The sequence below is a fragment of the Candidatus Accumulibacter cognatus genome (assembly GCF_000584975.1).
Lineage (GTDB): Bacteria > Pseudomonadota > Gammaproteobacteria > Burkholderiales > Rhodocyclaceae > Accumulibacter > Accumulibacter cognatus.
The window spans coordinates 54,888-69,545 of the sequence record NZ_JDST02000007.1; the positions used below are offsets into that span (position 1 = coordinate 54,888).

At 58.8% G+C, this 14,658-nt stretch carries 11 protein-coding genes and 1 pseudogene; 8 read left to right on the plus strand and 4 right to left on the minus strand.

The window, feature by feature from the left end; translation table 11 throughout:
- Both AW06_RS19675 and argS read right to left on the minus strand, forming a co-directional pair.
- A pseudogene (locus tag AW06_RS19675) lies at positions 1 to 397 on the minus strand (SPOR domain-containing protein); the annotation flags it as partial.
- Between the two features lie 32 nt (positions 398 to 429).
- Positions 430 to 2,196: an arginine--tRNA ligase gene (argS, locus tag AW06_RS01900; RefSeq protein ID WP_034944760.1), complete on the minus strand. Its 1,767-nt coding sequence runs from the start codon at positions 2,194 to 2,196 to the stop codon at positions 430 to 432.
- A 386-nt stretch (positions 2,197 to 2,582) separates the two neighbouring features.
- Here argS and AW06_RS01905 point away from each other — a divergent pair, with 386 nt between their 5' ends.
- Positions 2,583 to 3,581, plus strand: a complete 999-nt coding sequence (locus AW06_RS01905) for a glycosyltransferase family 2 protein (RefSeq protein WP_046535962.1) — start codon at positions 2,583 to 2,585, stop codon at positions 3,579 to 3,581.
- Positions 3,582 to 3,591: 10 nt separating this feature from the next.
- Positions 3,592 to 5,163 carry a glycosyltransferase family 39 protein gene (locus tag AW06_RS01910; RefSeq protein WP_273704290.1) on the plus strand — a complete coding sequence of 524 codons (1,572 nt, stop codon included), beginning with the start codon at positions 3,592 to 3,594 and terminating at the stop codon, positions 5,161 to 5,163.
- On the opposite strand, the gene AW06_RS01915 is transcribed toward AW06_RS01910, so the two are convergent.
- Complete coding sequence (locus AW06_RS01915; RefSeq protein WP_034944707.1) at positions 5,126 to 5,518, minus strand: GtrA family protein; 393 nt, start codon at positions 5,516 to 5,518, stop codon at positions 5,126 to 5,128. The two genes, AW06_RS01910 and AW06_RS01915, sit on opposite strands and share 38 nt — an antisense overlap.
- Here AW06_RS01915 and AW06_RS01920 point away from each other — a divergent pair.
- The 6 genes from AW06_RS01920 (at position 5,517) to msrA (ending at position 14,206) form a co-directional block, all read left to right on the plus strand.
- Positions 5,517 to 6,368, plus strand: coding sequence for a ChbG/HpnK family deacetylase (locus AW06_RS01920; RefSeq protein ID WP_273704291.1), 852 nt, complete (start codon positions 5,517 to 5,519; stop codon positions 6,366 to 6,368). The two genes, AW06_RS01915 and AW06_RS01920, sit on opposite strands and share 2 nt — an antisense overlap.
- 85 nt (positions 6,369 to 6,453) lie before the next feature.
- On the plus strand, positions 6,454 to 7,998 hold the full coding sequence (ubiB, locus tag AW06_RS01925; RefSeq protein WP_034944710.1) for a ubiquinone biosynthesis regulatory protein kinase UbiB: 1,545 nt from the start codon (positions 6,454 to 6,456) through the stop codon (positions 7,996 to 7,998).
- A gap of 671 nt (positions 7,999 to 8,669) precedes the next feature.
- Positions 8,670 to 11,390: a preprotein translocase subunit SecA gene (secA, locus tag AW06_RS01930; RefSeq protein WP_034944713.1), complete on the plus strand. Its 2,721-nt coding sequence runs from the start codon at positions 8,670 to 8,672 to the stop codon at positions 11,388 to 11,390.
- A gap of 103 nt (positions 11,391 to 11,493) precedes the next feature.
- On the plus strand, positions 11,494 to 12,732 hold the full coding sequence (argJ, locus tag AW06_RS01935) for a bifunctional glutamate N-acetyltransferase/amino-acid acetyltransferase ArgJ (RefSeq protein WP_034944772.1): 1,239 nt from the start codon (positions 11,494 to 11,496) through the stop codon (positions 12,730 to 12,732).
- Between the two features lie 506 nt (positions 12,733 to 13,238).
- Positions 13,239 to 13,697, plus strand: coding sequence for a peptide-methionine (R)-S-oxide reductase MsrB (gene msrB / locus AW06_RS01945; protein WP_034944719.1), 459 nt, complete (start codon positions 13,239 to 13,241; stop codon positions 13,695 to 13,697).
- Positions 13,697 to 14,206, plus strand: a complete 510-nt coding sequence (gene msrA / locus AW06_RS01950) for a peptide-methionine (S)-S-oxide reductase MsrA (RefSeq protein WP_034944722.1) — start codon at positions 13,697 to 13,699, stop codon at positions 14,204 to 14,206. The genes msrB and msrA overlap by 1 nt, the downstream gene beginning before the upstream one ends.
- A gap of 237 nt (positions 14,207 to 14,443) precedes the next feature.
- Here the strand turns inward: msrA and AW06_RS19680 are convergent.
- On the minus strand, positions 14,444 to 14,658 hold a 215-nt coding region (locus tag AW06_RS19680), incomplete at its 5' end, for a hypothetical protein (protein ID WP_273704292.1).

The following is a 14,658-nucleotide window of genomic DNA, read 5'->3' on the forward strand; positions in this document are numbered from 1 at the left end:
CGATCGGCTTGGTCTCGATCGATCTGGCGACCAGCGGCTTGGTTTCCGCTGGCTTGACTTCCTCGGGTTTGGGATCGGGAATCGCCTCTGCCTTACCAGGCAGGATCTTGTAGAAATCGAAGCGCGGTTTATCGGTAACCGGGTCACCCGGTTTGCCGGGCAATGCCACCGGCGCCGACGCGACCGGCGGCACTTCGGGAGAGGCTGCTGGCGGCTTGCCGGCAACGGGCGGCGGCAGCTTGGGTTGCTGGCCAGTAGTAGTAAAAGGCAGCGGCGCCTTGTTGATATACCAGACCACGCCGGCCACGCCGATGACGCCGATGACCAGGCCAATGAACAGGCCGAGCAGGGTGCCTCCTTCCGATTTCCTGGCAGGCGGCGCTTTGCGGGGTTTCATGTCAAGACTCATGGAAGTCCTCGGTCCTCCGATTACATCGACTCGGGGCAACTGACACCCAGAATTGCCATCCCATTATGGATTACCTGCCTGACGGCCGCCGCCAGTGCCACACGTGCATCCCGTAACGCCGGATCATCAACCAAAATCCGTTCGGCATTGTAGTAGCTGTGAAACTCAGCGGCCAGATCCTTGAGGTAAAAAGCAACCAGATGCGGTGCCAGCTCGCTTGCGGCCGTTTCAACGACCTCAGGGAACTCGCCCAGCCTGGCCGCCAGGGCAAGTTCGTATGGGCTTTCCAGGCGGCTGAGGTCAGCGGCGGTGAGTCCTGCCGGCTCGCCCCCCCATAGGGCCAGCACCGAACAGACGCGGGCATGCGCGTACTGAATGTAATAGACCGGGTTGTCGTTCGACTGGCTCTTGGCCAGATCGAGGTCGAAATCAAGGTGCTGATCGGATTTGCGCAGGACATAGAAGAAGCGGCAGGCATCGTTGCCGACATCCTCTCGCAGCGTGCGCAGGGTGACGAAATCCCCCGAACGCGTCGACATCTGGGCCTTCCAGCCAGAGCGATAGAGTACGGCAAACTGCACCAGGGCCACTTCGAGTACATCGGGATCAAGCCCCAGGGCGCTGATTGCACCCCTGACTCGTGGAATATAGCCGTGGTGGTCGGCTCCCCAGACGTTGATGATGCGCTGGAAGCCGCGTTCGTATTTGTTGAGATGGTAGGCGATGTCCGACGCGAAGTAGGTGTAAAGACCGTTGTCGCGCTGCACGACGCGATCCTTCTCGTCGCCAAAAGCGGTTGACCGAAACCAGCGGGCGCCATCCTGAACATAGAGATGACCGCTTTTGTCGAGTCGCTCGACGCAACGCGCGACCAAGCCAACATCGAATAGCGACTGTTCGGAAAACCACACATCGAAGTGCACTCCGGACTCCTCGAGATCCCTGCGGCAATCTGCGAGTTGCTCGGTGAGAACGAAGTCGTGCAGGGTTTTCCATTCCTCGCCGAGCAACTGCTTGGCCCTGGCAATCAGCGCATCGAGCTGGGTCTCACGCTGTTGCCCGGCGACGGCGTCGGTACGTTCGGGATCGGGCAGACCAGGCAGGCCTTCGCTGATGTTGGCGAGCGGTCGCAGGTAACGGCCAGGATGCGCCATCAGCAACTGCCTGGCCATGTCGCGAACATACTCGCCCTGGTAGGCGCTCGGGGGGAATGGCACGCTGTCCGGCCTGCTTAGTTCCAAGTAGCGTAGCCAGGTTGACAGGGCGAGGATATCCATCTGGCGGCCAGCGTCGTTGACGTAGTATTCGCTGGTCACGTCCCAGCCGGCATGACCGAGCAGCTTGCACAAGCTGCCGCCATAAGCGGCACCACGGCCGTGTCCGACATGCAGTGGTCCAGTCGGGTTGGCCGAAACGAACTCGACCAGCACGCGGCGCTTGCCACCAGTCGTCGAGCGACCGAACGCTGCGCCTTGTTCTAGAATCCTGCGCAGCACTTCGAGCTTGGCCGCAGGCGACAGGTGAAAATTGATGAAACCGGCACCAGCGACTTCGCTCCGATCGACCAGGGGCGAATACGGTAACTCCGAGATCAGCAGTTGCGCCAGTTGCCGTGGATTGCGTCTGATCGATCGCGCCAGTTGCATCGCCAGATTGCAGGAAAAATCCCCATGCGTGGCCAGCTTCGGTCGCTCGATATGGATGGCAGCGTCGGACTCGCTCGGTGCAACGCTGCGCAGTGCGGCTCGTATCAGTTCGGCGAGGTGGCTCTTGGGATCGTGGCTCATCGAATGCTTCTGGCTGAGAATTTGGTCAAGCTGCTGATTATACGACGCACAATGCGCGACTTGGCGATTGATGGCGAGAACGGCGAGAACAGCTGTTCTCATTTTGAAGCAGACCCGCTAAATTTTGCGGTTTGAAGCTTCTGAAAGGGATGATATGGGTTCGGTCTTTTTCATGCAGAGCCCGTCCTTCCTGGACTGCCAGCGGACGATGCAGGAAACGCTCGGGAAAAAATATCGCACAAACGCTGTTCGGGGTGTATCAAATTCCCTGTCAGCAATTCTCATTTGGGCCGAATTTGGGCCGAATGCCCGACGCTACGCCTGAACGGGTGGAGAATCTAACCGTTGAGCTCCCCTAACGTTTTATATTGGCTTACGAAGGGATCATGATTTCAAGTGTGCCCCCCACGATTCGGCACGGCCCTCCCCGATCCGAACGGCCTCGCATCAGTTGTGTTGTCCCGGCACTGAACGAGCATGACAGTCTGCTCCTGCTGCTCCCTGAATTAGCCGAATTGCTGGATCAAATCAGTTCTGCCTGGGAAATCATCGTCGTCGATGATGGCAGTACCGATCGTACGCCGCAACTCATGACGACCTATGTGACCAGCAACCCGGGTGTCTACTACCTGCAATTGTCGCGTAACTTCGGTAAGGAAGCAGCACTCAGTGCCGGGCTCGAAGTGAGCAGTGGTGACGTGGTGATCTGCATCGACGCCGATCTGCAACATCCGCTCGCCCTGATCCCGGATATGCTCGTACGCTGGCAGGCAGGTGTCGACACCGTCTATGCGGTAAAAAGGAATCGTGATGACGAATCCTGGCTCAAACGTGTCGGCGCTTCAATGTTCTACGGCATTCTGGGGCAGGGGCAGAGGGTTCGAATTCCTCCCGATGCCGGGGATTTCCGACTGATGGACAAGCAGGTCGTAGACGCGCTGATTCGCCTGCCGGAACGCACCCGCTTCATGAAGGGGCTCTATGCCTGGGTTGGCTTCAAGGCCGAGCCGATGCTCTATGTTCCTGCCGAACGGCTGCATGGGCATAGCCATTTCAATCTGCTGCAACTGATTCGTTTCGCGGTCGATGGCATCACCGCTTTCTCGACTTGGCCCCTGCGCACTTTCAACCTGGTCGGCAGCCTGATTGCGATGCTTTCTTTCTGCTATGGCAGTTACCTGGTGATCGATTATCTGATCAATGGGCACGACATTTCAGGTTGGACAACCATCGTCACCGGAATGTTTTTCTTCTCTGGAATCAACCTGATGGCACTCGGTACCATGGGTGCCTATATCGCGCGGATTTTTGACGAAGTCAAGCAGCGTCCCCTCTACGTGGTCAAGCGGAACATCGGGCAAAAACTGCCCGAAAACGAATCCTGAGCAGGCATCGATGAGCACAAACAAGTGGCTGTCGGCATTTGTTGATACCCGATCAATGTGGCTGGTGATGCTGGCCACGGCCGTGTGGCTGTCGGCGACGGCCGGAATCCGGCCCTTGATGCTTCCTGATGAAGGGCGCTATGTGGGCATTGCCTGGGAAATTCTGACCACCGGCGACTGGCTGGTTCCCCGCCTCGACGGCATGCCATTCTTCCACAAGCCGCCGCTGTTTTATTGGCTGACGACTTTGAGCCTGAGCCTATTCGGAGCGCACGAGTTGCCGGCGCGAGCGGCATCACTGGTCGCCAGCCTCTTTGCCGCCGTGGGCCTCTACTGGTTTGTCCGTCGTTACCGGGACAGCCAGCTTGCTACCCTGTCGATCGTCATCCTGGTCACACAGCCGATCTTCTACGCAGGAAGTCAATTCGCGAACCTCGACATGCTGGTTGCCAGTCTGATTACCCTGACGATTCTTGCCGGGGCCGATGCCATCCTTCGTCTCGAAGAGAAGCTTCCCTATCGCGCTGTCCTGGCCATCAGCTACGTCTTTGCCGCACTCGGGATTCTTGCCAAGGGTCTGATCGGTATCGTCTTGCCGGGCGGTGTTTTGCTGCTCTGGCTGCTCTGGCGTCGAGCGTGGCGGTCTTTACCAGCAATCTTCTGGTTGCCAGGAACGCTGCTCCTGCTACTGATTGCGCTCCCATGGTTTTTCTGGATGCAGCATTCCTACCCCGGATTCTTCGATTATTTCGTGGTTTATCATCACTTCCGGCGCTTTTCGGAAACCGGCTTCAATAACCAGATGGCCTTCTGGTTTTATATTCCGGTCATTTTCCTGGCCACCTTGCCGTGGTCGCCATGGTTTGCACGCGCATTCGTCCAGGTCGACCACGGAGATGCCGGGCGGGTTGGCTTGCGAAGCCTGATGGTGATCTGGTTCCTGTTCATCGTCGTCTTTTTTTCTCTGCCGAGTTCCAAGCTGCTGGGTTACATTCTGCCGGCGACGCCGCCGTTTGCCTATCTGATTGCCGAATCCTTTTCGCACTGGCTGGATCGTGACCGGACGCGTGCCCTGCGCTGGTATGTTGGGAGCCTGAGCCTGGCCTCGATCGCCTGTGTCGCACTGGTGGTCGGCGTTGCACTTGCCGACAAAGTTTCCGCCAAATCTCTGGCGAGCAAGGCCAGTCCCCTGCTGCAGCCACCGGACCAAGTGGTCCTGGTCGATCAGTATCCATACGACCTGCCGTTCTATTTGCAAGCCCGCAAGCCTGCCTGGGTAGTCAGCGATTGGCAGGATCCGGAAATCGCCAAGCGCGACAATTGGCGAAAGGAACTCGCCGATGCCGGAGAGTTTGACCATGCCAGCCGGCAGGCGGTCCTGCTCACGCCCGCAGAGTTCGCGGCAAGACTCTGCAGTTCTGCTGCCGGCGTATTATGGATCTGGGGCAAGCCGTCGGCGCCTGAGCTGCTGCCGTGGCTGCAGCAGCAACCGGTATTTACCGCCGACCAAAGGCACGCGCTGTGGCGGCTGCAGCCGGCAGCCCTCAGGAAATTCTGTGGCGAAAAACCCAGTAACGGCTGAGGATGAAGGTCAGCACCGCAATCGCCACCAGAATCACTGCCAGCAGCAGGTCATAGGCGATATTGGTGACGTGCAACAAGAAGGCGTAGCTCAGTTCGTTGATCACGAATCCGCTTGCCGAGACGAGAAAGAAGCGGCCGCAGGCGATCGCCAGAGAGTTCTGCTGATAACGAAAGGTCAGGCGATAATGTCCGCCAAATGAAACCAGAAAAGCGACCAGCCATCCGATCAGATTGGCCAACAACGGAGGCTGTTGCCAAACGGTGACACAACCCACCGCGATCAGCCAATGCGTTGCCGCCGCTGTACAACCGACGAACACAAACCACGCGAGTTGCGTGAATATCACTACCATGCCAGATGCCTCTAGTAAGGTTAAGACTTCGCTTGTTGCGGCCGGCAAGCGGCTCGCCATTTGCGCCGACGACTTCGGGATGTCTGCCGGAATAAACGCAGGCATTCTTGAACTGGCCCGACTGGGCCGCCTCAGTGCGGTCAGTTGCCTAGTGCAGGGGCCAGCGCTGAGTGAACAGGTCTCTTTGCTGGCGCTACTGCCGGTGGACATCGGGCTGCATCTCAATTTTACCGAGGCCTTTGTTAGAGGCCAATTCTGCTTCTCGCTGCCGCGCCTGATCAGCGCATGTTATCTACAACAATTACCGAAGTCCCTGATCACTGCGACCATTGATTCTCAACTGGATGGTTTCGAAACCCGCTTCGGACGTCCTCCTGATTTCATCGACGGCCACCAGCATGTCCATCAATTGCCGCTGATTCGCGAGCAGTTGCTGGAGTGCATTGCTCAGCGCTATCCGACGCGTTCTCTCTGGCTGCGCTCGACGCAAACGGCGCGCCACTTGACAGTCGATCGTGGCAAGCGCTTGAAGGCCCGGATCATTGCCTGCCTGGGTGCGCGGACGATGCGCCGATTGGCGGATGCACAGGGTCTGCCGATGAACCGTCATCTGCTAGGGGTCTACGGCTTCTCGGCAAGCCCCGAAGAATACCGACGAATGCTGATGTCTTGGTTCGTCGATGCTGCAGACGGCGACCTGTTGATGTGCCATCCCGCAAGTGCTATCGAGGCTGGAGACCCGATCGGGCAGCAAAGGATACGGGAACTCTCGGTGTTTGCCGACAGCCGTTTTCCGTACTGGATCGAGCAGCATCGATTGACCATTTCGCGCCTGTCGAGAGCAGCTTGACTGATATGCGTATCAGAGCGGAGCGATGACACCCGTTTCTGTGTAAACTCGTCTCTTTGCCGACTTCAAGACCTGCCCGTCAGCCGTGCGACTATTTCGCCTCGCCAAAATCCTGAGTATTGCGAGCCGCTACGGCCTCGACGAGATGATTCTCGAGCACGAACCAAGCGGTCGCCTGGCGGCGCTGTCGCGTGCCCTGCATTTCTGGCGACGTTTCGACACCCCGCCGGCGGTTCGTCTGCGCCAAGCACTCGAGTCGCTGGGGCCGATTTTCGTCAAGTTTGGACAGGTTCTGTCCACCCGTCGCGACCTGCTGCGTACCGACATCGCCGATGAACTGGCCAGGCTGCAGGATCGCGTACCACCGTTCTCGCCCGAACTGGCACTGACGCAAATCGAGAAAGCCTATGGCCGGCCAGCCAGTGCCGTGTTTGCCGAGTTCGATTCGACACCGATCGCCAGCGCCTCGATTGCGCAGGTCCATTTTGCCCGTCTGCGGCCAGAGGACGGCGGCCAGGAAGTTGCCGTCAAGATCCTGCGTCCGGACATGCACGGCGTGATTGCCAATGATTTGGCACTGCTCGAAACCCTGGCAGGCCTGCTCGAAAAGGTGTGGTCGGACGGGAAGCGGCTGAAGCCGCGCGAAGTGGTAGGCGAGTTCGCCAAATACCTTTACGACGAACTCGATCTGATGCGCGAAGCCGCCAACTGCTCGCAACTGCGACGCAACTTCAGCGGCTCGCGGTTGCTGCAGGTACCCGAAGTGTACTGGGACCAATGCACGACGACAGTGATGGTCATGGAGCGCATGCGCGGCATCCCTATCAGTCAGACCGATGCCCTGATCGCTGCCGGCATCGATTTGCCGGCGCTGTCACGTGCCGGCGTCGAGATCTTCTTCACGCAGGTATTTCGCGATGGCTTCTTCCACGCCGACATGCACCCCGGCAATATCTTCATCGCCACCGATCCGGACCATCACGGCAGCTATATCGCACTCGATTTCGGCATCGTCGGAACACTGACTGATAACGACAAGAATTACCTGGCGCAGAACTTCCTCGCCTTTTTCCAGCGCGACTACAAGCGCGTGGCGATGGCTCATATCGAAGCTGGTTGGGCACCGCCAGAGACGCGTGCCGACGAGTTCGAGGCCGCCATCCGCGCCGTCTGCGAACCGATTTTCGACCGTCCACTTCACGAAATCTCGTTCGGCCGCGTCCTGCTGCGTCTGTTTCAGACCTCGCGCCGTTTCAATGTCGAAATCCAGCCGCAACTGGTGATGCTGCAGAAGACCCTGCTCAACATCGAGGGCCTGGGCCGGCAACTCGACCCCAATCTGGACCTGTGGAAGACCGCCAAACCATTCCTGGAGCGTTGGATGAGCGAGCAACTCGGTAGCCGCGCATTCCATCGCGGCGTTCAGCAGGAAGCTCCCTACTGGGCACGCATCCTGCCGCAGTTGCCACGCCTGGTACACCAGGCGCTGGCACAAACGAAAGCGCCTGATCTGGCGCCGTTGCTGGCCGATCTGGCACGCACACAGCGCCAGCACAGGCGCTTGCTGGGCGTCATCGCCGTACTGCTGACGGCAATACTGCTCGGTCAGCTATTGATGAACAATCTCTGAGCATCTGCGCGCCCATCGAAAGATGATTCTCGATGCTGTCCTGCACGATGCTCCAATGCCAATATGCTAGGATAATCGGACAATCCTATATCTGTAGTCGCCTATTGTATTGTCAGGTCATGCTGGCGATGGCGTGCGAGCCAGTCAACAAGCAAACCAATGCTTGGCGATGAAAAACATAAGACCATGAATAAAATGGTGAAACCTGCGCCCAGGACGGGGATGCTCTCGCCCATTTTGTTTCTCCTTGAGAGACCTCGTAATGGCTAAAGTGAGATTGCGTTCCACTGTAGCTCGATGATTCCCGGTATCCGGGATTGCCCGGATACAATAATCTGTCGCTGGCAACGCGGCAAACGATAAAATCTCACTCGATGCCTGAATTTTTTTCATTCATGCAAGGTAATTTCACCATCTCCTCGGCATGCTCCGGAAGTTCTGCCGACCTGTTGCAGATCACGAATCTGTACCTGCAGACAACGTCAGAATTGCGTCAATCGAGTCTTGAAGGTAGTATCCATGCCGCGCAACACATGCTGATGTAGATATCCCGTCACCCTACCGGTCCGGCGGCCCAACCCGAACCGTGATCCAGTTGTTCACAGTGGAACCGGCTCTGCTTGTTGGCCCGGGTCCTCATATCAACTTCGCATTTCTTTATCGTTCCCAGAATGATTTCCGGCCTACTCAAGAAGATTTTCGGCAGCCGCAATGATCGGCTGATCAAGCAGTACATGCAGGTTGTCCGCAAGATCAATGCGCTGGAAGCGGGAACCAGTACGCTTTCTGACGACGCCCTGCGCGGCAAGACCGCCGATTTCAAGTCGCGCGTTGCCAACGGCGAGACACTCGACGCCTTGCTACCGGAGGCTTTCGCCGTGGTTCGCGAGGCCGGCAAGCGTACGCTGGGCATGCGTCACTTCGACGTCCAGCTGATCGGTGGCATGGTCCTGCACGACGGCAAGATCGCGGAAATGCGTACTGGTGAGGGAAAAACGCTGGTGGCGACGCTGGCGTCCTATCTGAATGCACTCTCCGGGAACGGTGTACATGTGGTAACGGTCAACGATTACCTGGCCAACCGCGACGCTGAGTGGATGGGGCGCCTGCATCGTTTTCTCGGCCTCAGCGTCGGCGTGAACCTGTCGCAAATGGCCCACGGGGACAAACAGGCGGCCTACGCTGCCGACATCACCTACGGGACCAACAACGAGTTCGGCTTCGATTACTTGCGCGACAACATGGTCTATTCCGGCACCGAGCGAGTCCAACGCAAGCTCAACTTCGCCATCGTCGACGAAGTGGATTCGATCCTCATCGACGAAGCGCGCACACCCCTGATCATTTCAGGCCAGGCTGAAGACCATACCGAACTGTACGTGCGCATGAACAAGGTCGCTCCGCTGCTCAAGCGCTGCGAGGTCGAGGATGGTCCGGGAGATTACTGGGTAGACGAAAAAGGCCATCAGATCCTGATGACCGAGGAGGGTCACGAGCACGCCGAAGAGATCCTGGCACAAGCTGGCCTGCTTCCTGACGGCGGCAGTCTCTACGATGCCTCCAACATCCTGATGATTCACCATCTGTACGCTGCACTGCGCGCCCACAACCTGTTCCTACGGGATCAGCAGTATGTAGTGCAGAATGGTGAGGTGATCATAGTAGACGAGTTCACCGGTCGCCTGATGTCCGGTCGTCGCTGGTCCGATGGTCTGCACCAAGCGGTCGAGGCCAAGGAAGGTGTCCGGATTCAGAACGAGAATCAGACCCTGGCATCGATCACCTTCCAGAACTACTTCCGAATGTACAGCAAGCTGTCCGGAATGACCGGCACTGCGGATACCGAAGCCTACGAGTTTCAGCAAATCTATGGTCTGGAAACTGTGGTCATCCCGACCAACCAGCCCATGCGCCGGACCGACCACAACGACCAGGTCTTCCGTACCGCCAAGGAGAAACACGCGGCGATCGTTGCCGATATTCGTGGCTGCCGCGAACGCGGCCAGCCGGTGCTGGTCGGCACCACCTCGATCGAGAATTCCGAGTTGCTCTCGGCCCTGCTGGACCACGAAAAACTGCCGCATCAGGTTCTCAACGCCAAGCAGCATGCGCGCGAAGCCGAAATCGTCCGCGAGGCCGGACGGCCGGGGATGATCACCATTGCCACCAACATGGCCGGTCGTGGAACCGACATCGTCCTCGGCGGCAGTATCGAGAAACTGATCACGCAACTCCGCGACGACGAGGCGCTTACCGATGCGGACCGCGAGGCGCGCATCAGCGTGATCCGTGCGGATTGGCAAAAGCTGCACGATCAGGTCGTCGCCGCCGGCGGCCTGCACATCATCGGCTCGGAACGTCATGAGTCGCGGCGGATCGACAATCAGTTGCGCGGCCGTTCGGGTCGCCAGGGCGATCCCGGTTCCTCACGCTTCTATCTCGCCCTCGATGACTCGCTGCTGCGCATTTTTGCCGGCGATCGCCTCAAGGCGATCATGGAGCGACTGAAAATGCCTGATGGCGAGGCGATCGAGCATCCGCTTGTCTCGCGCTCACTGGAATCAGCGCAGCGCAAGGTCGAGGCGCGCAACTTCGATATCCGCAAGCAACTTCTCGAATACGACGATGTCGCCAATGATCAGCGCAAAGTCATCTACGCGCAAAGGAACGAGTTGCTGGAAACTGACGATATCTCCGAAACCGTGACGGCGATGCGTGAAGGCGTGTTGCATGATACCTTCAGGCTTTACGTCCCGGCTGACAGTGTCGAGGAACAATGGGATCTGCACGGGCTCGAAAGAGCACTGGCCGCCGAACTCCAGTTGCAGATGCCGATGGCCGAGTGGTCAAGGAATGAACCGAACCTGAGCAGCGATGACATGCTGCGGCGGCTGATCGATACGGCTGCCGCTTCCTATGCAGCCAAGATCGAACTCGTGGGCGCCGATGCCTTCCATCCGTTCGAGCGTAACGTCATGCTGCAGAGCCTCGATACGCACTGGCGAGAACATCTGGCGGCGCTGGACCACCTGCGCCAGGGCATCCATCTGCGTGGCTACGCACAGAAGAACCCGAAACAGGAGTACAAACGCGAAGCTTTCGAGCTGTTCGAGCGCATGCTCGACAACATTCGCGTCGACGTGACGCGTCTCCTGGTCACCGTGCAGGTGCGCACTCAGGATGTCGAGGAAACCCTCCCGCATGCGGATGTGCAGAACGTCCGCTACCACCATGCGGACTATGATGAAGCCTTGGGGCAGGAGGGAGGCAGCGACACGGCGGCAACGCACGTGCAGAAACCGATGCATACCGGTGCCAAGGTAGGCCGCAATGAACCTTGCCCCTGCGGCTCGGGAAAGAAGTACAAATACTGCCATGGCAAGTTGTCGTAGTTTGTAGTTGTCCGGAGTGAACTGAACCGAAGCGCCAGGGTGCAAAAACGGTGCCCTGACAGATCCCCTGGCCGTGCTGACCTTCTCCGCCCGCGAGGTTGCAATGCCCGTCAATTACCGCACCCCTTCCCCCTCTCAACTGTTCCCGGTCACCGGCGTTCGCCTGGGTGTCGCCGAAGCGGGCATCCGCAAGCCTGACCGGCGCGACTTGACCTTGCTGTCGCTGGCAGAAGGGTCCCGAGTCGCTGGTGTGTTTACCACCAACCGCTTCTGTGCCGCACCGGTACAGGTCTGCCGTCGTCATCTCGAGCTCGGCAGCGATATCCGCGCGCTGGTGATCAATACTGGCGTTGCGAATGCTGGTACCGGTGAGCAGGGCTGGCAGGCGGCGGTGCACACCTGTGCCGCTACCGCTCACTTGCTGGGCATCGAGGACCGGCAGGTGCTGCCCTTCTCGACCGGCGTCATCCTCGAACCCTTGCCGGTCGATCGTCTGGTGGCCGGCCTGCCGCTCTGCGTCGCCGATCTCCAGGAGAACCACTGGCACGCCGCAGCGCACGCCATCATGACCACCGATACGGTCGCCAAAGCCGCCTCGCGGCGCCTCAATGTCTCCGGCCGGACGGTGACGATCACCGGCATCAGCAAGGGTGCCGGAATGATCCGGCCAAACATGGCAACCATGCTCGGTTTCATCGCTACCGACGCCGGCATCGCCACGCCCCTGCTGCAGCAGCTCTTGTGGACAGCCGCCGACGCCTCATTCAACAGCATCACCGTCGATGGAGACACCTCGACCAATGATTCCTTCCTCCTGATTGCGACGGGCGAGGCCGGCGTCGAGTTTGCCGACGCGGCTGCACCCGGCTACGCGGCGCTGTGCGAGGCAGTGGTCGCCGTTGCCGTCGAACTGGCGCAGGCAATCATTCGCGACGGCGAAGGCGCCAGCAAGTTCATCAGCATCGCCGTTGAAGAGGGCCGCGACCGTGCAGAATGCAAGCGCGTTGGCTATGCGATCGCGCACTCGCCGCTGGTCAAGACCGCTTTCTTCGCTTCCGATCCCAACCTCGGCCGCATCCTGGCCGCGATCGGCTACGCCGAGCTTGATGCTCTCGATGTGGGGCCAGTCAGCGTCTGGTTGAGCAGCGGCCAAACGGAGATTCTGGTTGCCGAAAGAGGCGGACGGGCGGCCTCCTACCACGAAGAAGACGGCGCCGCCATCATGCAACAAGCCGAGATTGGCATCCGCGTCGCACTCGGCCGCGGCACCGCCAGCGCCACCGTCTATACCTGTGATCTCACCTACGATTACGTGAAGATCAATGCGGACTATCGCAGCTAACCTGGGCATAACGACGCGCAGGTTGTATTGCAGTGGTTCGCAGCGCACGACTACCCGGGGCTCGTCGCTCCGCACCCAGCCATGGCAGTTGCAGATCGCGTAGCGCAGGTCTACCTGATCGTTCTCTTTGGCATAGCTGTCGCTAAGCAAATCGGGAAGCTGGCGGCGGACATTCCTGACATTCCATATACCCAACTGGTAACGAAGTCGACGAATTTTTTCACTTCGTAGTCTATGGCCTGCTGAGCACGAAGATTCACGCCCTGCTTGAAGGGCTCGGTTTACTCGCCCGCTTTCGACTCACCGGAAGACAGGCCGGCGATAGTCCACCAGCACCGCCGTTACTACAAAACTGGCATCCAGACTCTGTCGGCACCGAGAAGGCCCACAACACCGACCTGATCCTTGAACACCTCGCGGTCAACAACATCAAGGACGGTAAGGATCTCTTGCCAGAAACGACCATTCAAGGAAACTGTCCAACTCACCAACTGGAGAACAACCCCATGAATCGCTACAGTCGAAATGAAGCTGCTATCGCCGAACTGAACGCTGAACAGTATCGGGTCACTCAGCAGAACGGCACGGAATATCCCGGCACCGGCGAATATATGCCCAACCACGCGCCGGGCATATCTGTCGACATCGTCTCTGGCAAGCTCCTGTCCGCCTCCAGTGACAAGCTCGAATTCGGCTGCGGCTGGCCGAGCTTCCCCAAGCCCATGATTTCTTCTCACCTGCTCAAACTGAACAACATGATGAACAACATGAGCCACGGCATGATCCGTGCGGAAGTCCATTCCGCCCATGGCGACAGCCATCCTGGTCACGTCTTTCCCGACGATCCGCAGGGCCGGGGAGGCTTGCGCTGCTGCATCGATTCCGCGTCCTTACGCTTCATCGCCCTGGAACGGATGGCAACCGAAGGCTACGCAGAATATATCGATCAAGTGGAGGTGAAATAATGATAAACACCGAACGCGCAATGCTTGCCGGCGGCTGCTTCTGGGGCATGCAGGGACTCATCCGCCGCCTACCCGGCGTTGTCGCCACCCGCGTCGGATACACCGGCGGCGACTTGCCTCACGCAACCTACCGCAACCACGGTTCCCACGCGGAAGGCATCGAAATATTCTTTGACCCGGAGCAGATCAGCTATCGACGCCTGCTAGAATTCTTCTTCCAGATCCACGATCCAACCACGCGCAATCGCCAGGGCAACGACATCGGTTCATCCTACCGCTCTGCCATCTACTATGAAAACGAAGCGCAGCGGCAAATCGCCCTGGACACCATCGCTGATGTCAATGCATCCGGCCTCTGGCCTGGCAAGGTGGTTACAGAGCTCAAACCCGTCGGCAGTTTCTGGGAGGCTGAACCGGAACACCAAGACTATCTGGAACGCTATCCAAACGGATATACTTGCCACTATCCGCGCCCCAACTGGGTGCTGCCGCGAAGGAACGGAAAATAGGCAAATAGAAAGCGAAGCACGGATCGAATTAGTCGACCCTGCAACATTCGTTGAGCTGCCTAGCAACACCACTTCCGGCGCGCGAGGGGCATGTCGGCACGCCTCGTTCTCTGGAATCGCCGCCAACAGCGTCAGCCACAGCAAGCGCAAAAAAACCGCCTTCAGTCCTAGGCGAACCATCGCCCGCAATAACCCGCACAGGTTCCCGCCAAGATGGCTCGGAAAAGCTTCGGCCGGCTACATGAGATTCTGGCCAGTTTCCGGTGAGAAGCCGAAGGCGACAACTGCGCGCCACGCATCGTCAAGCTTGCTGCTGCCGGGGCTTACCTCGCTGACGATCTGTGCGCGACTCGACCTTGACCCGGTGCAGGCAGCCGTCAACTCGGCAACTGCGGCGATGATGGAAGCTGGCGACGTGAAAGAGGCGGCGGAAGTATACTGAAATAGGTAAC

What these genes read in the sequence shown, in the direction of transcription:
- AW06_RS01905 (WP_046535962.1), top strand. Translation starts at nt 2,583, where the DNA reads ATGATTTCAAGTGTGCCCCCCACGATTCGGCACGGCCCTCCCCGATCC.
- msrA (WP_034944722.1), top strand. Translation starts at nt 13,697, where the DNA reads ATGATAAACACCGAACGCGCAATGCTTGCCGGCGGCTGCTTCTGGGGC.
- argJ (WP_034944772.1), top strand. Translation starts at nt 11,494, where the DNA reads ATGCCCGTCAATTACCGCACCCCTTCCCCCTCTCAACTGTTCCCGGTC.
- AW06_RS01915 (WP_034944707.1), bottom strand. Translation starts at nt 5,518, where the DNA reads ATGGTAGTGATATTCACGCAACTCGCGTGGTTTGTGTTCGTCGGTTGT.
- msrB (WP_034944719.1), top strand. Translation starts at nt 13,239, where the DNA reads ATGAATCGCTACAGTCGAAATGAAGCTGCTATCGCCGAACTGAACGCT.
- secA (WP_034944713.1), top strand. Translation starts at nt 8,670, where the DNA reads ATGATTTCCGGCCTACTCAAGAAGATTTTCGGCAGCCGCAATGATCGG.
- argS (WP_034944760.1), bottom strand. Translation starts at nt 2,196, where the DNA reads ATGAGCCACGATCCCAAGAGCCACCTCGCCGAACTGATACGAGCCGCA.
- AW06_RS01910 (WP_273704290.1), top strand. Translation starts at nt 3,592, where the DNA reads ATGAGCACAAACAAGTGGCTGTCGGCATTTGTTGATACCCGATCAATG.
- AW06_RS01920 (WP_273704291.1), top strand. Translation starts at nt 5,517, where the DNA reads ATGCCAGATGCCTCTAGTAAGGTTAAGACTTCGCTTGTTGCGGCCGGC.